General features: G+C 43.2%; 19 protein-coding genes. 9 read left to right on the forward strand and 10 right to left on the reverse strand.

All coding sequences use genetic code 11. The features are described from left to right. Window positions 1-8: 8 nt before the first annotated feature. Window positions 9-1,067, reverse strand: coding sequence for an A/G-specific adenine glycosylase (gene mutY, locus ACO067_RS12055; RefSeq protein WP_421874426.1), 1,059 nt, complete (start codon window positions 1,065-1,067; stop codon window positions 9-11). A 103-nt stretch (window positions 1,068-1,170) separates the two neighbouring features. Between mutY and ACO067_RS12060 the strand changes: the two genes are divergently transcribed. From ACO067_RS12060 to ACO067_RS12070, 3 genes are all read left to right on the forward strand, one after another. Further along, window positions 1,171-1,461, forward strand: a complete 291-nt coding sequence (locus tag ACO067_RS12060; protein ID WP_421874428.1) for an HU family DNA-binding protein — start codon at window positions 1,171-1,173, stop codon at window positions 1,459-1,461. Between the two features lie 5 nt (window positions 1,462-1,466). Continuing rightward, entirely contained in the window at window positions 1,467-2,258 is a 792-nt protein-coding gene (locus tag ACO067_RS12065; RefSeq protein WP_421874431.1) for a tetratricopeptide repeat protein, read from the forward strand. A 136-nt stretch (window positions 2,259-2,394) separates the two neighbouring features. Then, window positions 2,395-3,945 carry an Rne/Rng family ribonuclease gene (locus ACO067_RS12070; protein WP_421874435.1) on the forward strand — a complete coding sequence of 517 codons (1,551 nt, stop codon included), beginning with the start codon at window positions 2,395-2,397 and terminating at the stop codon, window positions 3,943-3,945. A 59-nt stretch (window positions 3,946-4,004) separates the two neighbouring features. Here ACO067_RS12070 and ACO067_RS12075 read toward each other — a convergent pair whose 3' ends face one another. Continuing rightward, window positions 4,005-4,664, reverse strand: a complete 660-nt coding sequence (locus ACO067_RS12075) for an outer membrane beta-barrel protein (RefSeq protein ID WP_421874439.1) — start codon at window positions 4,662-4,664, stop codon at window positions 4,005-4,007. 83 nt (window positions 4,665-4,747) lie between these two features. Between ACO067_RS12075 and ACO067_RS12080 the strand changes: the two genes are divergently transcribed. Then, a complete protein-coding gene (locus ACO067_RS12080) occupies window positions 4,748-5,734 on the forward strand; it encodes a gliding motility lipoprotein GldB (RefSeq protein ID WP_421874441.1) in 987 nt (328 codons plus the stop codon). Here the strand turns inward: ACO067_RS12080 and ACO067_RS12085 are convergent. Next, on the reverse strand, window positions 5,700-6,905 hold the full coding sequence (locus ACO067_RS12085) for a glycosyltransferase family 4 protein (protein WP_421874443.1): 1,206 nt from the start codon (window positions 6,903-6,905) through the stop codon (window positions 5,700-5,702). The genes ACO067_RS12080 and ACO067_RS12085 overlap by 35 nt on opposite strands. A 102-nt stretch (window positions 6,906-7,007) precedes the next feature. On the opposite strand from ACO067_RS12085, the gene ACO067_RS12090 reads away from it, so the two are divergent. After that, window positions 7,008-8,564: a hypothetical protein gene (locus ACO067_RS12090; RefSeq protein WP_421874445.1), complete on the forward strand. Its 1,557-nt coding sequence runs from the start codon at window positions 7,008-7,010 to the stop codon at window positions 8,562-8,564. 19 nt (window positions 8,565-8,583) lie between these two features. Here the strand turns inward: ACO067_RS12090 and ACO067_RS12095 are convergent, their stop codons facing one another. Continuing rightward, complete coding sequence (locus ACO067_RS12095) at window positions 8,584-9,984, reverse strand: pyridoxal phosphate-dependent decarboxylase family protein (RefSeq protein WP_421874447.1); 1,401 nt, start codon at window positions 9,982-9,984, stop codon at window positions 8,584-8,586. A 101-nt stretch (window positions 9,985-10,085) separates the two neighbouring features. Here ACO067_RS12095 and ACO067_RS12100 point away from each other — a divergent pair, with 101 nt between their 5' ends. Beyond that, on the forward strand, window positions 10,086-10,658 hold the full coding sequence (locus ACO067_RS12100; protein ID WP_421874449.1) for a DUF2911 domain-containing protein: 573 nt from the start codon (window positions 10,086-10,088) through the stop codon (window positions 10,656-10,658). A gap of 53 nt (window positions 10,659-10,711) precedes the next feature. Here the strand turns inward: ACO067_RS12100 and ACO067_RS12105 are convergent, their stop codons facing one another. The 6 genes from ACO067_RS12105 to ACO067_RS12130 form a co-directional block, all read right to left on the reverse strand. Continuing rightward, the gene (locus ACO067_RS12105; protein ID WP_421874451.1) at window positions 10,712-11,134 is read right to left on the reverse strand and encodes a hypothetical protein; all 423 of its coding nucleotides are present in this window, start codon (window positions 11,132-11,134) and stop codon (window positions 10,712-10,714) included. Between the two features lie 75 nt (window positions 11,135-11,209). Then, a complete protein-coding gene (locus tag ACO067_RS12110) occupies window positions 11,210-11,905 on the reverse strand; it encodes a DUF6090 family protein (RefSeq protein WP_421874453.1) in 696 nt (231 codons plus the stop codon). After that, entirely contained in the window at window positions 11,902-12,663 is a 762-nt protein-coding gene (locus tag ACO067_RS12115; RefSeq protein WP_421874455.1) for a DUF6090 family protein, read from the reverse strand. The genes ACO067_RS12110 and ACO067_RS12115 overlap by 4 nt, the downstream gene beginning before the upstream one ends. Before the next feature lie 75 nt (window positions 12,664-12,738). Next, window positions 12,739-13,386: an endonuclease III gene (nth, locus tag ACO067_RS12120; RefSeq protein ID WP_421874457.1), complete on the reverse strand. Its 648-nt coding sequence runs from the start codon at window positions 13,384-13,386 to the stop codon at window positions 12,739-12,741. Between the two features lie 95 nt (window positions 13,387-13,481). After that, window positions 13,482-13,715, reverse strand: a complete 234-nt coding sequence (locus tag ACO067_RS12125) for an anti-sigma factor family protein (RefSeq protein ID WP_421874459.1) — start codon at window positions 13,713-13,715, stop codon at window positions 13,482-13,484. Then, window positions 13,690-14,289: an RNA polymerase sigma factor gene (locus ACO067_RS12130; RefSeq protein WP_421874461.1), complete on the reverse strand. Its 600-nt coding sequence runs from the start codon at window positions 14,287-14,289 to the stop codon at window positions 13,690-13,692. Before ACO067_RS12130 ends, ACO067_RS12125 begins: the two co-directional genes overlap by 26 nt. Before the next feature lie 209 nt (window positions 14,290-14,498). Between ACO067_RS12130 and uvrA the strand changes: the two genes are divergently transcribed. Genes uvrA through prmA form a run of 3 tightly spaced genes read left to right on the forward strand, consistent with a single transcriptional unit; the run spans window position 14,499 to window position 18,928 of the window. After that, window positions 14,499-17,288, forward strand: a complete 2,790-nt coding sequence (gene uvrA, locus ACO067_RS12135; RefSeq protein WP_421878300.1) for an excinuclease ABC subunit UvrA — start codon at window positions 14,499-14,501, stop codon at window positions 17,286-17,288. 60 nt (window positions 17,289-17,348) lie between these two features. Further along, complete coding sequence (gene tpiA / locus ACO067_RS12140; RefSeq protein WP_421874463.1) at window positions 17,349-18,110, forward strand: triose-phosphate isomerase; 762 nt, start codon at window positions 17,349-17,351, stop codon at window positions 18,108-18,110. Next, complete coding sequence (prmA, locus tag ACO067_RS12145; protein WP_421874466.1) at window positions 18,110-18,928, forward strand: 50S ribosomal protein L11 methyltransferase; 819 nt, start codon at window positions 18,110-18,112, stop codon at window positions 18,926-18,928. Before tpiA ends, prmA begins: the two co-directional genes overlap by 1 nt. Window positions 18,929-18,932: the final 4 nt, after the last annotated feature.

Consider the following 18,932-nt stretch of genomic DNA (forward strand, 5'->3'; position numbering starts at 1 on the left):
AAAATAAATTAAAATACCACTCGTTGCAAATGGTTTACAATGACTTTTGGTCGAGGCAAAGTTAATACTTCTTCCCAGCTATAAATAGCTAAATCTAATTCTTTGGCTAGAGCTTCCAGATTGGCAGACTCATTGAGCTCCAGATGATAAAAACGAACCCACAGTTTTCTATGACTCAAGAGATGTTTGACTGGCCCGTCTACACTACGCACAGTAAAGTTACTTGCTGGCAGCTGACTGAGAACATCCTCAGGCTCCATACGATCAGGCGATACCACTGAATGAAACTCAAACAAACCATTCCAGATGCTTTCAGTTCGGCGTTTCATAAGGGTTTGTCCATTGTATTCATAGATGATGTAGTTGAGATATAGCTCTTTCACTTTCACCTTCTTCAATTTCACAGGAAGAGCAGTCTGGCATTTATGTTCAAAGGCATAACAGCTTCCCTGAAAAGGACATGCTTCACATTTCGGATTAGTGGGCGTGCAAACAGTGGCTCCAAACTCCATGATAGCCTGGTTGAACTCTCCTGGTTGATTGGGAGAAATCACCTCAGCAAGAGCCTTCTCAAAGAACTTTCGGTTTTTTGCTTCGGCAATGTCATGTTCAATGCCGAAGTAGCGAGCCGCAAAACGAAACACATTTCCATCAACAACTGGTACAGCCTCTTCAAAAGCAAAAGAGGCAATAGCCGCTCCGGTGTACGGCCCAACTCCCTTTAACTGGATCAGTCCGGCATAGTTCTGAGGAAATGATCCATTTAGTTCTCCAGCCACATGTTGAGCGGTAGCATGCAGGTTTCTGGCTCGTGAGTAATAACCAAGTCCTTCCCAAAGTTTGAGAACGTCCTGCTGATCAGCATTGGCCAGATCTGCCACGGTCGGATAATGGTCTACAAAACGTTCGTAATACGGCAGTCCCTGTTCTATACGTGTTTGTTGGAGGATAATCTCCGAAAGCCAAATTTTATAAGGGTCTTTGGTGTTTCTCCAGGGTAAGTCCCTCTTAGCCTTTGAATACCAACTAATTAGCGTTTTACTGAAAGGATTCTCTGTTCGAGTCAAGTATTTGTCTTAAATATGAACTTTCGTTTTTTATTTACCCTGACCAAAATTAAATTTGGGCGCCTGAAAATTAAGGGATCAATATTAATTAAAAGAGAAAGAAGTGACTAAAGCGGATGTGATCAATGAGATATCAGATAAGACTGGTATCGACAAAGCGGATGTTCAAGCAACAGTAGAAGCATTTTTTACTACGGTTAAAAATGCGATGGCTGACGGTGATAACATCTACGTGAGAGGGTTTGGAAGTTTTGTGAATAAGAAAAGAGCGAAGAAGATCGCCCGTAATATCTCTAAGAATACGGCTATAGTAATCGACGAGCACTACGTACCAAGTTTCAAACCATCAAAAATCTTTACTGAGAAAATTAAAAACAGCTCGAAGCTGAAGTAGCTTAGATGAATCGCCAGCAGATTTTTTTGATCGTTGGGGCGGTATTAGCAGTCGTTCTGATCTATCAGCTTCCCAGAGTAGTGGTCGAAAACGAAACCACTACAGAAGTAGAGACTCACGACTTCTCCATCACCAGTGAAGATGAAGCACGCTTTGCGACTCTAAGACAGCAACTTAAGGAGTCGGAGGAAATAAAAAAAAGTGTTAACTTTGCGGACTCTTTGGCCAGGCTATCGCTGAAGTATCAAATGGCAGATAGTGCAGCGAGATATGCACGACTGATTTTGTCATTGGATGGATCACGAGAGGCGGTAGAGAAAGCAGCTTTGATTTACTATCAGGCATTTCAGTCGACCACAGATCCTGAAGTGTCAAAAGAGCTGGCATTGAAGGCTAGAGAGAATTTGGAAGATCTGTTGGTAGATGACCCACAGAATACCTTTTTGAAAAATAAATTGGCCATGACCCTCATGACAACTGAAACCCCAATGGCGGGTGTGCAGATGCTGAGAGAAGTTCTGGCAGCAGAACCGGAAAACAGAGAAGCTATTCTTAATCTGGGGTTGCTAGCAATTCGTTCAGGACAGTTCGACCGAGCTGAAGAGCGATTTACCAACCTTCTGGAGATTGACTCCACGGACTATGAAGCACTCTTCTACTACGGTGTTTCCCTATCTGAGGGCGGCAAAGCAGCTGAGGCCAAAGACGTTTTCGAAAAATTAATCAGTAATTCGGATGCTGACCCTGCATTAAAGGCTACTGCATCAAGTTTGATAAAAGAATTAGAAAATATTTAAGTAACTAAAACATTAAGATTATGCCTTGCGGTAAGAAAAGAAAGAGACATAAGATTGCTACTCACAAGAGAAAGAAAAGACTGAGAAAGAACAGACACAAGAAGAAGTAATTATTTGACATCTAAACTTGAGTGAAGTGAGTAATGAACTAATCATCAACTCAACTCAAAACGGATGTCGGATTGCCCTTCTTAAGAATAAACAACTGGTTGAGTTCCATCACGAAGAAGATGGAAACCAATTCAACGTTGGAGACATTTATCTAGGTAGTGTAAAAAAAGTAGTCCAGGGACTCAATGCTGCATTTATTGACATTGGGTACGAAAAGGATGCATTTTTACACTATTTGGATTTGGGCCCACAGGTCCAGTCTCTCAATAAATTTACCAAGATCGGCTTGAACAAAAACGTTAGCTGGAAGCTGACGGGGTTCAAACATGAGCCGGATATCAACAAGCTTGGTAAAATCAACCAGGTTCTCACCAAAAACCAGAAGATTCTGGTGCAGGTGGTCAAAGAACCAATTTCCACAAAAGGGCCTCGACTTTCATGCGAGTTGTCAATAGCCGGTAGATACCTGGTGTTGGTGCCGTTTTCCAAAGCGGTGAATGTATCGAAACGTATAGGAGACTCCAACGAACGCAAAAGGCTGAGCCGTCTCATAAGCTCAATCAAGCCAGAAAACTTTGGAGTAATCATCCGGACTGTTGCTGAAGGGAAAGACGTCAAAGAGCTTGATAAAGATCTGCGCAACCTGCTTCAAATCTGGGAAGATGGTATAAAAAACCTGAAAGCAGCTAAGCCTCGAGATAAGGTAATCGGTGAAATGAACCGAGCCAATTCTATCCTGCGAGATGTATTGAATGAATCTTTCGACAGCATTGTCGTAGATGACAAGACCCTCCATGAGGAGATCAAGCAGTACATTCAGAAAATAGCTCCGGACAAAGAGAAATTGCTCAAGCTCTACCAGAGCAAGGTCAAAATCTTTGAATCCTTTAGTGTAGAAAAGCAGCTAAAGACCTCTTTTGGCAAATCAGTGAGCATCGCTAATGGTGGCTACCTGATCATAGAACACACCGAGGCACTGCACGTGATCGATGTGAACAGTGGTAACAAGTCTAATCAAGAGGATGATCAGGAGACTACTGCTCTAAAAGTGAACCTGGAAGCTGCTGCAGAAGTTGCTCGACAGCTTCGTCTAAGAGATATGGGTGGAATCATCGTGGTGGACTTCATTGATATGCGCCGGTCGGAGAACCGACGCAAGGTCTATGACCGCATCAAGGAGGAGATGAAGAGCGACCGATCCAAGCACACGGTACTTCCATTGTCTAAGTTTGGTTTGTTGCAGATCACTCGTCAGCGAGTACGACCTGAATTGAATATAGCCACCCGGGAGGTATGTCCTGCATGTGGTGGAACGGGTCAGATTTCAGCTGCTATCTCTATAGCCGATCAGGTGGAGAAGACTCTGGATTACATTCTTACTTCCATGAACGAGAAGAAGATTAACGTGACGCTTCATCCATACTTACATGCCTATTTTACCAAAGGAATTTTCTCCAAGCGAGTGAAGTGGTATTTGAAATATCTCAAGTGGGTCAACCTGATTGAGGATAGTTCATTGGCACTGACTGAGTACCAAGTACTCAACAATCGCGGAGAAATGATTGAAACTAAATAGAGAAGATAATACTATAGAGAAAACCCATTCACTTGATTGTGGATGGGTTTTTTATTGATTTAGAACTTAATTCCGATATCTAAAGATACGAGCGTACTACGGAGAAAGAGTTCTTCCTGGAAACCGAAAGTCTCGGTTTTGATCACATTGGCCAAGCCTCGCTGGTAAGTAAACCCTGCAAACAAGGTGGTGTTGATACCGGCCCGGTATTCTGCACCTCCGCCAAATAGGATGGTAGCGTCGATGGTTCTAAATTCTTCAATGAGGTCATAGTCTTCTTCCAGAGGTTCACTAAACACTTTGATTTCTGGAGCCATTCCTACCTGGAAGTATATACGAGTATCCGGCTGAATTTCATTGGTAAACAATTTAAGAGAAATAGGAACCTGCAGGTAGTTGAGTCTATACTCCTCAATGTTGTTCTTGGTATAGTTGGCACTTGGCTGATCCTGCTCTTCACTCACCTGGAACCCAACATATTTGGGAACGAAAACCAATCCGGTGCTTAGAAAATAAGTTTCGGTGAGTTCATGATCGTAAATCAGGCCAATAGAAAACTTAAATGTGTTATTGTATGGCTCCACATCATAGAGTGAGTCAATGAGAGAAACCCTGTTCGAGGAAATCGCTGGAGAAAACTTAAGACCGAGTTTGGATTGTGCGCTGGCATATTGAAAACTCAAAACAATCATTACCAGAAGTACTAAAATCTTTCTCATGCGGTTCTATTTAAAATCCTGACTCGTGGAATCCTCATGGACTCCATAGAAGTGCTAAATTTGACAGCTTAAAATTAAGACCTATGCGTTCAGTAATCATAATGATTTTTGGCCTTTTATTTATTGGTTGTGGTGATGATGCTTGTCAGCATGATAATGATGTGGTAGCACAGCCGGTGGACATTGAGGTTGGTCGGCTGGAAGAGCGACTCTTTTCGTCCAAATCAGTAGAAGAAATAGAAAGCTTTCTTGATGCAAACCAAAGCGTGGCGGATATTTTTCTGGACGCCCAACAATACCCATCTAATACCATTTTAGCCGAAAAGCTCATGACGCTTGTTCAAAATCCGGGAATGGATACACTGTATCAGGAGGCATCTGCGGAGTTTGCTAGCATCAATGAAATGGTAACGGAACTGGAGTTGGCCTTTGGGAAGCTGCAAGCGATCTATCCAGAAACTAAGACTCCACGGTTAGAAACAATCGTTACTGGTTTGTACAAAGACATTTACATTACTGACACCTTGATTGTGGTCGGGTTGGATTTTTTTATCGGTGATGAAGCCACGTACAAACCACAGCAGATCCCTTATTATATTTTGAGCAGGTATGACAAAGAGCATCTGTCGAGCATCATTGTTAAGTACCTCTCTGGCCAGCTGGTTCTACCAGGGAAAAAGCCAACCCTGCTTTCTGAAATGATCGATTTTGGGAAAACCTACTATCTGGCCCAAAGGCTGCTGCCGTGCACGCCGGATTCCATTTTGCTTGGCTATACGCCACAAGACATGGAGCTGATCAATGACAATGAAGCGGTGATCTGGGCCACATTGCTGGAAAACCAAATTCTCTACGAAACCAGCCACATTACCAAAAGAAAGTTCCTGGGTGAGCGACCAAACATCTATGAAATCAACCAGAAATGCCCGGGAAGAGTTGGAGCATGGGTTGGCTGGCAGATAGTCAATAGTTACATGGAGAAGAATGACGTAGATATCAACTCGTTGCTAATGGAGACCGACAATGAAAAGATTTTTATGCAGTCAGGATATAAACCTCAGAGTCGCTGACACTGAGGTGCTTCTCATTGTTGAGGATTTTCAGCAGCTTGTTTACTTGTAGTTCTTTGCTGTAGTAGGATTCGGCGAGTGCTCTACTTTGTTTCTGATATTGCTGGAGTAGTATTGGGTCCTGGATGAACACCTTAAGTTTTCGAATAAACTCCATCGCGTCCGATGGGTCGTGGTAAAAGCCACATTTGTTTCTTTCTACTAAAGTGCGAATCCATCCACCAAAATTCATCACGATCAATTTGCCTGCAGCCAACCCATCAAAAAATTTATTTGGACTACCGGTTGATAGGATTTCCAGGTTTTTGAATGAGACGTAAACCGCATCTTGAGTTTCCAGTTCTTCTTTCACCTGCTCCGCATTTCCAAATGGAATGACACGGACGTTGGTAAATCTTTTAGTAGCTTTTTTAATGGTGTCGTACTCTTTACCGTCACCCATAAGGGTAAATTCAACAGGAACCTTTAACTCAAGACAGGTTTTGGCCACCGAGAGTAACGCATTCAACCCATTGGCTGGACCAAACGTACCAAAGTACCCGACTTTCAATGGGTTGTCAGTACTGAACTGCTGAATTTTTCTGGTAGCCTCATAGAAATCAGTATCGGCAAAATTGGTGACTACATGAACCTTGGTCTCCGGCGCTGTTACTTCTATGTAGTTGCGGATGGCTGGTGATAATGCGATAACTTTTTGTGCCTCGAAGTAGCATTTTTTTTCAAACTGGTAAAGGAATCGCTTTAAAAATTCGTTTCTAACCGCGCCCATTTTGATTGGGGCTTCCGGCCACAAATCGCCTACTTCGAAGTAATAAGGGATATTTAATCTGGATTTGGCATGCATGGCTATAAGGCCGGTGGTAAGCGGAGTAGTCATGACGTAGGCCAGATCGAATCGCTGAGATAGTTGATTGATCAATTGTTTTGATTTCCAAACGAACCGGAGAAAAGCCCAAACCCTTCTGACAAACCCAAATTCATTCCGATAAGGAATTTTGAAATAGTGTATCTGGATACCATCTAGCTCCTCTCTGCCAGACTTATTATTGTGTCCAGAAAGCATCAATACTTCATGGCCAGCATTAGCCAATCCTTTGGCCAGGTGGTAAGAGCGGACACATCCACCTTCATCAGGTGTTTTGAAATACTGATGTACATATAATATCTTCATACCAAGGTGAGCTACTACTTTACCTTATAAAGATGGGAACAGAATTTTTGGTTTGATAATTTCGTTGATAGTTTTCGACGTAGACATCAAATATTCACTCTTTTGCGATATATCCTTCTTTGTATATGGTGTACATTCCCGCTTTCAGTGGTCAAAGCGCAGCTATCGGATGCCGAATATGTTTATCAGTCAGCAAAACACAGCACGGTTTCTACCTATTCCCCAGATGAAATCTACGAGCATTTGGTGTTGGCTTCAAACTTCTCCAAGGAGACGGTCCAGCAAATTCCATTTACAGATAGAAGAATCATTCGTATAGACCTGGTTTACACTACTTTCAGAGAGAGCGACCAGTTTGATCAGAGGCAACTGGACTTAGCCAGACTTCAGGCCCTTATTGGAATTAATCCACGCATAGTTGAGAATCAGTTTTTCGAGTGGAACATTATTGGCCAGACAGGGTGTGGCTCTTCATCTCAGTGTGGAAAGTTCTTTCATGGTTTTGTCATTTACTATGAAGACTACTTCACCAAAGAAACCACGAGGCAGGAAATAGATAGCATCCAATCCGAGCTGAGGGAGCTGAATCGGTTGATCGTGAAAAACCAGGAGAGCCTTCAAATCAATTATGACCGGATTGATTGCCTCTATCCAGAGTCAAATTACTCGAGTGAATACCTCACTGATCGGCTAGACAAGCTCTACAGATGTAACGAAGACTATAAAGGTCGGGTGTTTTTCGAAGCAGACATGGACTACAAAGGCAGGCCGACCAATGTGTTGGTGAAAGGATCCTTGTTTCCATGTCCGAATGATTTGGCTAAGCGACTGCAGTATGTTTTGCAATGGAATCGGGGTATTGTCATTGGGCGCAAGCAGTATGGTGTAAAGGCCAAAGGCTATGTCAGTTTTCCACTGCGTGGAGAAAGTGTAAACATTACCGGGTTTGAAATACCTGAAAACCTGATCAAAGAATACCAAATGCTGCAGCAATACTCCCAATGCGTGGCTTATGACATGGATACATCTTTTGCTGAATTGATTCCGAAAGTAGAGAAGCGTGTAGTAGCCAAAACACTCCAGCGCAACCAGTGGAACCCTGAACTGTATGTAGTAGATGTCACTGCTAGCATGTATCCGTTTACCGCGGATTTGCTGAAATGGCTCAAGTTGAAGAATGATAGCATCCCGAAGCACTACGTATTTTTCAATGATGGAAATGATAAGCCCACCAACCAAAAAGTAATTGGTCAGACGGGAGGGCTCTATTATGCATATACTTCATCGTTTGAAGAAGTCAGGACTGAAATGTTTGAAGCCATGCGTAATGGAGGCGGAGGAGATTTGCCAGAAAATAACTTTGAAGCCCTGATGGCTGGAATGAACCAAGCCCGGCCGACTGGAGAGATTGTCATGATAGCCGATAATTATTCGTTTCCTCGAGATGAGGCTATGCTGGCAAGGTTTACGGGGAATCTACGAATCATTCTTTGTCATACAGATAAGGGAATCAATACAGACTATCTGACGCTGGCCCGGAAATACGGCTTCACCCTTCATACATTGGATACAGATATCGAAGACTTGAGCAAGACTCGTATTTCCATTGAAAATATCAACTACCAGTTTCAGGATGGCAAGTATTATCGGATGAGGTAGCGACCATGGCTTGATGAGTTCATCTTTCATTTGTTGTGACAGAATGCAGTAATTTGATCAATTGGTCAACCATGTATTCGACATCAGCCGCTGTTCTCTCCGGATTTCCAAAATAGGTCCGTAAATAGGTTTTTCCATAGAGCTTAGTACCTGTTAAAAAGATGCTGCCATCTTTTTCTACTTTACTTAACAATTCGACATTTAGCTTTTCAGCAATGGATTCATCATCGCCTTTTGCTCGGAAACAGAGAATGGACAAGTCATGGAATGGAACCACCTCAAAACCCTTTTCTGTAAGTGCCTTAGCGAATAATGCAGTATGATGAATGTCTTGCTGGATCAACTCTGTCAGCTTTTTAGCACCATAATATTTCAGCGTAAACCACACTTTCAGTGCTCTGAATTCTTTGGACAGTTCAATGGTGTGCTCCGAGGATTCCCACCGTGCTTCCGCATTTTCGGTCATTAAGTAATTGGGAGCAAAATGAATGGCTTTGGGAATTTCCCGAACCAAAACACAGCTTGCTTCGAAGGGGACGTACATCCATTTGTGTGGATTCACGATGATTGAATCAGCTAGTTCGACTCCATTGAATTTTTCTTTTAGCTCTGAGATTCGGATTGCAGGCAATCCATAAGCTCCATCCACATGATACCACACCTTATATTTCTTGGCCAACAGGCCAAGTGCTGCGAGATCATCAATGGATCCCGTGTTGGTGGTGCCCGCATTTCCCACAATAGCCAGCGGCTGAAGGCCTGAACGTATGTCTTCTTTTACGGCCTGTTCAAGTAAGTCCACACGAATTTGGAATTGCTCATTGACAGGAATCTTTCTAAGATAACTCCGCCCCAGCCCCAGAAAAACCATCGCTCGCTCGATGCTGCTGTGCGTTTCCTCTGAGCAATAAACCGTAAAGGGCTTTTGACCATATAACCCGTGATGTTCTCTTTCTGGAAACTTGCTGGCCATGGCAAAATGCAAGGCCATTAGGTTGGACATGGAGCCTCCAGAAGTGAGAACTCCCTTTTTGTGATTTGCAAGCAAGCAAAAATCACTGACCCATTTTACTACCAGCTGCTCGAGTTCAGCGGCAATTGGGGAGTTATTCCACTTGAGGCCGTTTTGGTTGAGGTACCCTTTGATCAGTTCGGCAATGGCACCAACGGGGTTTCCACTACCAGTAATGTAGGCCGCATAGTTTGGGCTTTTATTGTGGTTGAGATAAGGAGCGATTTTCTGTTCAAAATCATCCATCAATGTATCAAAAGATAGGGAGTGAATGGGTAGGGCCTCTGTAATCGTTTGCTTGACTTGCCTAGGATCATTGCTTTTTAGAACGGGTAAATCGTCTTCGTTTAGTCGTAGCAAGCTATCCACTGCCTGGATCACATGGGTTTTGAAGTCACTGGGTTTCATTGTTGCATTTTATTGATACACAAGGTTGGCAATTTGTCATCCTACAAACAAACCATTTGTTTGGTAGTTCTTACCTTACAATTTAAAACGATATGTCACTGATGAAGAAAAACTTACTATTGATTGCGGCTTTTTTGATCATTGGATCTGCTTATGCGCAGGAGTTTCCAAAAATGGATGCTAGCCCGATGGATGCTGCCTATTACCCTAACCGTGCAGCATTCCGCGCTTTTGCTAAAACAGAGGAAGAGAAAAAAGCGGGTGAACCAAAAATACGTGTATTATACTCCAGACCTCAGGCCAAAGACAGAGAAGTATTTGGCAACCTGGTAAAGTATGGTGAAATCTGGAGAGTGGGGGCTAATGAGTCGACTGAAATCCTTTTTTACCAGGACGTAACTGTAGGTGGAACCAAGCTGAAGGCTGGTAGATATACCATTTATGCAGTTCCTCAGAAGGAAAACTGGGAAGTCCACTTCAGCACGGATAAGGATAATTGGGGCCAGTATGCCTTCAAACCAGAAGAAAGCACGGTAGCTAAAATCACCGTACCCACTCAAAAAACCCCTGAAATGGTAGAGGCTATGGCGATTGTATTTGAAGGAACAGACACGGGAGCCAACATGGTGATTGGTTGGGAAAACACGATGGTTAGCGTACCGATCAATTTTTAAGGAGTAGTATTGTTATGAAGAGGATAAGCCTTTCCAATATTGGGGAGGCTTTTTTATTTATATTCAATGATCAAGAACTCAGCTGTATTATCTCCAATATTGAGAACCTCATGAACAGATATGGAATCACTGCCAAATACATACCCTTCTGGTACATTAACCTCACGAGTTCCTCTAGAATCGATCATTCTGAATTTTCCACCAACAAACGTATAACCAACATGCGGCGAATGGAAGTGCTTTTCGTGTCCTACGCCTGCTGGGAAAATGCATTTAAGAATCCGTAACTCTTCGTTTTCTTTCAACACCTCACATACACGTTCGCCATTCCAGCCGGCCTCAAGTGGATCGGGTAAATTAGCTGTGCTGTTTTCTGAGATTTCTGAATGACAACTCGATAAAGCAAGAATTACCAAAACGGTGAATCCGTAGCTAAGAATGTTTGCTTTATTCTTAATGCTTCTCACGTGTTCCATAAATTCCGATGATGAGTACTAGTATCTCTGGGAGGTATTCTGGCCATTCTTCTTTTAGGACAAATAGTATTCGTTTCATTGATCCAAAATTTCTGATTCAACCATACGCAGCAACCATTCAATCTTATTTCCTGTCAATTCATATTGGCTGATCATGTAGGAGCGATAAAACCGATTAACCGTAAGCACATTGTAGAATTCCGGATCACTGTAAATGCCCTCCGGATCTATAGGTTCTGCTCTTTGCCAAAGTTCGTGGACCCTTACTTTTCGCAAGTAAATAGGTACTAAGAGGTCATATTGTGTTTTATGGTCATCATTGGTTTCGAAATACTGTAGATGCTTTTCATAGAAATCATATAAGTTCACCATTTCTCTTCGGAGGGAGTCATTTTGGATGATGTCAATGCCTGCTTTTTGGATCGCTTCAAAGGCTTGTGTATTGGACAAGAAGTGAACCGGAACCAATAGATTGGCCAGGTGATATTGAATGGAATCGGTTATTTCTTCTCGGTTGTTGATGAACTCAATGATTTTGTCGTTTGACTTCTTTTTGTCTATTGTAAAATCCAGGTTATAGGTAATGTCTTCCAGGTCTGTGATCAAATCCGCTTGAAGCTCGGTGAGGTATTCCTGTTCCTTTGCTCGTTCTTTTCGATGTTCGTTCCAGTTTTCCAGGGCGATAGCTCCTAAGATACTAGCCACAATCACCACTCCTTCAATGAGGTATTCGGGCCATTTTTGGGAGAGAGTGATCAATAGCTTCTTCATCTTGATTTGTTAGTAGATTGGCTGGTTTCCAATAGAATCTGATCAATAATAGTCCGAAGGTATTCCAGCTTGAGTAAGAAATTGGTAACTCCCCAGAGCTGATTATCCATGTGATTTTCAAATTCTACCTGGCTAAACAGCAGCAGGTTGCGAGAGGCAAATTTTGACTGCCCATTGTCTTTTAGCAGTCCGTATTGGTCTATGTTTTTCATCGATCCATTTCTGGTTAGGTATGCCAAAGTTTGCGTCTGCGAGATTTCATCCATGGTGGTATACCCTTCATCTTTTTCGCCCATCCCACTTACCCAGTCAAACAGCAACATACGTAGTGAGTCCGATGTGATCAAATCCATTTTACCAGATGCAATCAATTCTGATATGACCGATTCACTCGGGATGTAGTCTGAGTAATCCAGAGTCAGATACAATAAACTATCTATGTTTTGTTGGTTCAGAATGGATTCAGTCTCACCAATCAAGCTCATCACTTTAGCAATGGACTTCTGAATTTTCTGGTGGCGAGTAATAGCTGAATCCAGCGATTGCTGGTTTTTCATGAACTCATGATGCAGGTTTTCGATGACCGCTTTTTCTTTAATGCGATAGGTTCTGTTGGTATTCCAATCGTCAATGGCCACAGCAATCAAGATCCCAATGACCACTAAGATGATTTCTCCAATGGCGTAGAGCAGATAAGAGAGTACTTTAGATTCTCCTGAGAGCAGCTTACGGCGGAGTTTTCGGAAGAGGAAGAGCATTAAATGGAGGTATATACCGGAAGATAAGGATTATCTCATTTTGCTGCAAGAGCATAACTGCCGAACAACAATTGACTATTTAGCTTCCAGCTTGTCCCAGTACCGGCAGAAGTGGGTGATTTTGCATTCGGTGCATTTGGGCTTGCGGGCAAGGCAGACATATCTGCCATGTAGAATCAGCCAATGATGTGCCTTGTGTACATATTCTTTGGGAATGTGACGGATGAGCTGCTTTTCAACCTCAAGAGGTGTTTTGGCTGTTTGTGTCACCAGGCCAAGTCGTTTGGAAACACGAAATACATGCGTGTCCACCGCCATGGCTGGCTGATTGTAAAGGACAGATACTACGACGTTGGCTGTTTTACGTCCTACTCCTGGCAGCTTGTTCAGGTCGGCATGCTTCTCGGGCACTTCGCCACCGTATTCTTCCATGATCATTTTGCTCAGTCCGATCAGGTGCTTGCTCTTATTGTTGGGATAAGAGACACTTCGAATGAGCGCAAAAATCTCATCAAAGGTCGCCTGAGACATGGCTTCCGGTGTAGGGAAAGCCTCGAATAGCGCGGGCGTAACTTTATTGATCCGGACGTCAGTACACTGAGCACTTAAAACCACTGCAACCACCAATTCGAATGGATTGCTATAGTTGAGCTCTGTTTGAGGTTCGGGAAAGGCTTCCGAGAAATAAGATACAAAAGCTTCGTAACGCTCTTTCTTCGTCATGTTTGATAGATTTGTCCGTGAAAATCTGAATCTTCAGATTCTGAAAAAATTGGTTTATTATTTAACAAGTAGCCAATTTTTCGTCACAGACAAAACTAGACAGACTGTTTGTGATATCCTTTCGAGAAATCGAGGATTTTGTTCACACTGCGTTTTGAAGGTGAAAACTGCACGTTGTTCAAGTCCCCTTGCACAGCTCGAAGTTGGTCGAGTTGAGTTTGCAAGTCAGTATCTGTGAGGAGAGCCTGCTCTAGTGCGGATTTTTCATTTTTGGATAATTCGTCGTAAAGAAACCTTACAAGGTCATTTTCTGTAAAAGTTTTGGTCATAGGCAATATTTGAATGATTTAACTTCTTTCTTAAGTTAATCAAAGCATATCTCATTCTGCCTAATGCGGTATTAATACTTACTCCTGTAGCATCTGCTATTTCCTGAAAACTCATCTGCATGTAATGGCGCATGACCAGTACTTCTTTCTGAGCTTCAGGGAGCTCCTGTATGTAACGCTTCAGCAGGTTATGAGTATCCTGCTTGATATGTTCATTTTCAATAGGTGCCTCAGAAAACTCCAGCGTATTAAACACGCTACTCCCATCTTCCATCACAATCTCCGGATAACGCTTCGCTTTCCTGAAGTGATCAATGGCCAAATTGTGCGCAATACGTAGCATCCATGGCAAAAACTTGCCCTCTTCGTTGTATTTGCCCGATTTGATGGTTTTGATTGCCTTGATAAAAGCATCCTGCATCAGGTCTTCTGCCTGGTAGCGGTCTTTTACAATCAAATAAATCGTGGTAAACACCCTGTCTTTGTGTCGTTCGAGTAAAACTGCAAACGCCTCTTCGTTACCGTTCTTGTACTGAGACAGCAATTGGCCGTCGGTCAATTTAGTCTTTCGCATTAAAAATCACCTGTTTAGTTAACGTAGAGGTTTATTGCATATTGTCAGGGTTAGATTGGAAAATCAATTTTTTTTCTACTCGTGTAAAACCAAATGTATATGAATAATATTTTACAAGCAAATCCGTCATCTAATTTCTAATTTTGCCCAACTTTCTGAATCAAAGGAAGCTGACACGAGTTGTAGTAGTTGCTGAAGACGCAAAGAACATGCCGAAAACCATAGACCAATACGATCCGAAAGACTTTATCATCATCAAAGGGGCACGAGTCAACAACCTCAAAAACCTCGATGTAGCCATCCCAAGGGACAAATTGGTGGTGATTACCGGTCTGTCTGGATCCGGAAAATCGTCGCTTGCATTTGATACCCTTTTTGCCGAAGGCCAGCGAAAATATGTGGAGAGTTTGAGCTCCTACGCTCGCCAGTTCCTTGGTCGGATGGAAAAACCAGAAGTGGATTATATCAAAGGTGTCGCTCCGGCAATTGCTATCGAGCAGAAGGTTTCCACTCGAAATCCCCGGTCGACGGTAGGCACTACTACGGAAATATATGATTACATGAAGCTGCTTTTCGCTCGAATAGGCGTCACTTACTCTCCGGTGAGTGGTGAACCGGTGAAGAAAGACAGTGTGAGTGATGTGGTCGATTACATTCTTTCGCATGAGGAAGGTTCTAAACTCATGATCTCTGCGCCGCTGCACATCAAGAAAGGACGTACGGTGGAGGATGAGTTGAAGATCTTGATGAGCAAAGGCTACACCCGTGTGCTGATAGATGATGAAATGGGGTTCATCGAAGATTTGCTTGAGCAAAAGATCACCAAGAAGCACCAGTTTGAAATATTGATTGATCGCTCCGTAGTTAAAAATGACGAAGAGAACCAATTTCGGCTATCAGATTCGGTGCAGACGGCTTTTTTTGAAGGAGAAGGTCGCTGTAAAGTCAATATGGTCAAGAAAGAAATTCGGGAGTTCTCGGATATTTTTGAATTAGATGGTATTCGTTTTGAAGAGCCATCGGTCAATTTTTTCTCTTTCAATAACCCTTATGGCGCTTGTCGTAGATGTGAAGGCTTTGGGAGAATTCTTGGAATAGACCCAGAAATGGTCATTCCCGACCCGAACATGTCCGTCTATGAAGGGGCGATTGCTCCGTGGAGAAGCGAAACCATGCAGCAGTGGTTACAACCCTTGCTTAAAAATGGTATTCGGTTTGACTTCCCAATTCACCGTCCGGTCAATGAATTGACGGAAGCGGAATACAACTTACTGTGGACTGGCAATGAATACTTTGATGGACTGGATGCTTTCTTTAAGCATCTGGAATCCAAAACCCATAAAATCCAGTATCGGGTGATGCTTTCCCGCTACCGGGGAAGAACAGTATGTCCCGATTGTCGCGGAACGAGATTGCGAAAAGATGCGAGCTATGTGAAGATCGATGGCAAATCGATTTCTGATTTGGTACTGATGCCGGTGAGCAAACTGAGTGAGTTTTTTGAGACCATTAAGCTTTCTGAGCACCAGCAAAAAATTGCCAAAAGGATATTAAACGAAATTACCAACCGACTTTCCTACCTAGACAAGGTTGGGTTAGGATATTTGACCTTAAACCGACTTACCAACACCCTCTCTGGTGGAGAGTTTCAGCGAATCAAGCTCGCTACATCACTCGGAAGTGCTTTAGTTGGGTCCATGTACATTTTGGACGAACCTAGCATTGGCCTCCACCCGCGTGATACCGATCGATTGATTGAAGTATTGCTTCATCTGAGAGACCTGGGGAACTCGGTCATCGTGGTGGAGCACGAGGAAAAGGTGATGGAGGCAGCTGATGAAATCATTGATATAGGACCAGCAGCCGGTGTGCACGGCGGAGAGTTGGTGTATCAGGGAAAAGTAAATCAACTGAACGGAGAGTCTAAATCCTTTACCGCCAAATACCTGAAAGGTTTGGAATCGATTGAGCTACCCACTCGCAGAAGAAAGTGGAACCAGTCGTTCGCCATCGAAGGAGCAAGAGAAAACAACCTGAAAAACATCAACGTGGAAATTCCCCTTGGGGTCATGTCGGTTATTACGGGTGTGAGTGGATCTGGCAAGTCCACTTTAGTGAAAAAGATTCTGTATCCGGCCATTGGCAAGATGCTTGGCATCACAGGAGAGGCTACTGGCAAGCACGAGAAAGTTTCAGGTGATTATAAGAAGATCACCCAAATCGAATTTGTAGATCAGAACCCAATTGGTAAAAGTTCGCGCTCCAATCCTGTGACGTATGTGAAAGCTTACGATGGCGTTCGGCAGTTGTTTAGCGAACAGCCGCTATCCAAAAACAATGGATTCAAACCAGCGCATTTTTCTTTCAACGTTGATGGCGGACGCTGCGAAGTATGTGAAGGGGAAGGGACTGTGACTGTAGAAATGCAGTTCATGGCGGATTTGCACCTGGAGTGTGAAAGCTGCAAAGGCCGTCGATTCAAAAAGGAAATTCTGGAAGTCAAATACAAGGACAAGGATATTGCCGATGTGCTTGATCTGACTGTGGAGGAAGCCATTGATTTCTTTGAGGGGATTCCAGCAATTGTTAATAAGATCAAACCACTTTATGACGTGGGGCTAGGATACATCAAGCTGGGCCAATCGTCCAACTCACTTTCTGGCGGAGAAGCACAACGTGTGAAACTGGCCTCATTCCTGGGCAAAGGAGGCAAAGCCAAACAAGACCATGTGATGTTCATCTTTGATGAGCCAACTACTGGGCTACATTTTCACGATATAAAGAAACTCTTGGACGCCATGAATGCGCTGGTTAATCAAGGGAATTCAGTACTGATCATTGAGCACAACATGGAGATTGTGAAAAATGCTGATTGGATCATTGACCTTGGACCTGAAGGCGGGGATAATGGCGGAAAGCTGTGTTTTGCGGGATTGCCAGAGGATATGGTTAAATTAGCCGAAAATCATACTGCAAAGTATTTAAAAGAGAAAGTCTAATTCGCAAGCAATCATTAACCCAAGGATTGAAAACGAATTTAGAAACAAACACAATTTAGAATGAGAAAGAACATTGCGGCTGGAAACTGGAAAATGAATTTGGACCTGGATGCTGGTAAGAAGCTGGCTTCAGAGGTAATCAATATGACTGCAGATGAAGTAAGTAACGATGCAGAGGTCATCTTGATCCCGCCTTTTGTGCACCTAACCAGTGTAAAACAGCTGACCGGATCTGCTAAAAATATCTATGTAGGAGCTCAAAACTGTAGCAATGAAGCAAGCGGCGCTTTTACAGGCGAGATTTCCGTAGAGATGCTAAAATCTGCAGGAGTGACGTATGTGGTAGTTGGGCATAGTGAGCGAAGAGAGATTTTCGGAGAAGATGACGCATTGCTAGCTGCTAAAACCAAGGCAGTATTGGACGGAGGGTTGTTACCAATCTTTTGTTGTGGTGAGAAACTTGAGTCCAGAGAAGCCGAGCAACATTTTGCTGTAAATAAAGAGCAAATAGAGAAAGGGCTTTTTGGGCTTTCGAAAGAAGAGCTATTGAAAGTGGTCATCGCTTATGAACCTGTTTGGGCAATTGGTACAGGTGTGACAGCCTCCTCTGACCAGGCACAAGAAATGCATGCATACATCCGTGGATTGATTGCTGAAAAGTACGATCAGGAGACTGCCGATAGCATTTCTATCCTTTATGGAGGAAGTGTAAAGCCAGGCAATGCTCTGGAGCTTTTTGCTCAACCTGATGTCGATGGAGGACTTGTAGGTGGAGCAAGTTTAAAGAGCAGAGACTTTGTTGACATTATCAAGGCATTTTAATGAGTTTTATTACACTCAACATCACCTGTGATGAAGAAAAGAGAGAGTTACTGCTTGCAGAGCTCTCTCTTTTTCCTTTTGATGCATTCGAAGAAACGGAAATCGGTTTGTTAGCTTCCTGTGAGAAGGAGGCGTATGATCCTGAGGATGTGAAATCAGTGCTTGACCGCTACCAGGTAGACTATCAGCTGGACGAAGTTGAGCGCGTCAACTGGAACTTGGAATGGGAAAAAAACTACGACCCAGTTGTCGTCGGTGATCAATGCATTGTCAGGGCCACCTTTCATGAGCCTAAACCAGAGTTTCCATACGAAATCATCATCACTCCTAAAATGTCCTTTGGAACGGGACACCATGCCACCACCTGGCAGGTGCTCAATTACCAGCTCAAGCTGGATCACCAGGGAAAAAAAGTGATTGATGTGGGCTGTGGTACGGGAGCTCTGGCCATCATGGCGCATAAGCGAGGCGCCAAAGAGATAGCAGCAGTTGATATTGACGACTGGTGTATAGAAAATAGCGCGGAGAATTTTACGTTGAATAATTGTGAGAAGATCAAGCTGAAGCTGGGAAGAATAGAAGTAATTCCCGATTCGGAGCAGTTTGATATCATGCTGGCGAATATCAATAAAAACGTTTTGTTAGAGCAAATGGGCGATTATTATCAACGTTTAGCCGCAGATGGCGTATTGATACTCAGTGGATTTTATGAGGAGGATATCCCAGACTTGAGAGATGCTGCAGAGCAGTTGGGGCTGCAGTATATGGACCAGTCCGAAAGAAATCGCTGGGCGATGCTCGCATTCACAAAACGGTAAATAA

It is taken from the genome of Marinoscillum sp. (genome assembly GCF_965229915.1).
Taxonomy (GTDB): Bacteria; Bacteroidota; Bacteroidia; order Cytophagales; family Cyclobacteriaceae; genus Marinoscillum.

Excerpts from the sequence above, each read along its gene's own strand:
- ACO067_RS12065 (WP_421874431.1), top strand. The coding sequence starts at position 1,467 with ATGAATCGCCAGCAGATTTTTTTGATCGTTGGGGCGGTATTAGCAGTC.
- ACO067_RS12075 (WP_421874439.1), bottom strand. The coding sequence starts at position 4,664 with ATGAGAAAGATTTTAGTACTTCTGGTAATGATTGTTTTGAGTTTTCAA.
- ACO067_RS12080 (WP_421874441.1), top strand. The coding sequence starts at position 4,748 with ATGCGTTCAGTAATCATAATGATTTTTGGCCTTTTATTTATTGGTTGT.
- ACO067_RS12085 (WP_421874443.1), bottom strand. The coding sequence starts at position 6,905 with ATGAAGATATTATATGTACATCAGTATTTCAAAACACCTGATGAAGGT.
- ACO067_RS12095 (WP_421874447.1), bottom strand. The coding sequence starts at position 9,984 with ATGAAACCCAGTGACTTCAAAACCCATGTGATCCAGGCAGTGGATAGC.
- ACO067_RS12100 (WP_421874449.1), top strand. The coding sequence starts at position 10,086 with ATGAAGAAAAACTTACTATTGATTGCGGCTTTTTTGATCATTGGATCT.
- ACO067_RS12105 (WP_421874451.1), bottom strand. The coding sequence starts at position 11,134 with ATGGAACACGTGAGAAGCATTAAGAATAAAGCAAACATTCTTAGCTAC.
- ACO067_RS12110 (WP_421874453.1), bottom strand. The coding sequence starts at position 11,905 with ATGAAGAAGCTATTGATCACTCTCTCCCAAAAATGGCCCGAATACCTC.
- ACO067_RS12115 (WP_421874455.1), bottom strand. The coding sequence starts at position 12,663 with ATGCTCTTCCTCTTCCGAAAACTCCGCCGTAAGCTGCTCTCAGGAGAA.
- nth (WP_421874457.1), bottom strand. The coding sequence starts at position 13,386 with ATGACGAAGAAAGAGCGTTACGAAGCTTTTGTATCTTATTTCTCGGAA.
- ACO067_RS12125 (WP_421874459.1), bottom strand. The coding sequence starts at position 13,715 with ATGACCAAAACTTTTACAGAAAATGACCTTGTAAGGTTTCTTTACGAC.
- ACO067_RS12130 (WP_421874461.1), bottom strand. The coding sequence starts at position 14,289 with ATGCGAAAGACTAAATTGACCGACGGCCAATTGCTGTCTCAGTACAAG.
- uvrA (WP_421878300.1), top strand. The coding sequence starts at position 14,499 with ATGCCGAAAACCATAGACCAATACGATCCGAAAGACTTTATCATCATC.
- tpiA (WP_421874463.1), top strand. The coding sequence starts at position 17,349 with ATGAGAAAGAACATTGCGGCTGGAAACTGGAAAATGAATTTGGACCTG.
- prmA (WP_421874466.1), top strand. The coding sequence starts at position 18,110 with ATGAGTTTTATTACACTCAACATCACCTGTGATGAAGAAAAGAGAGAG.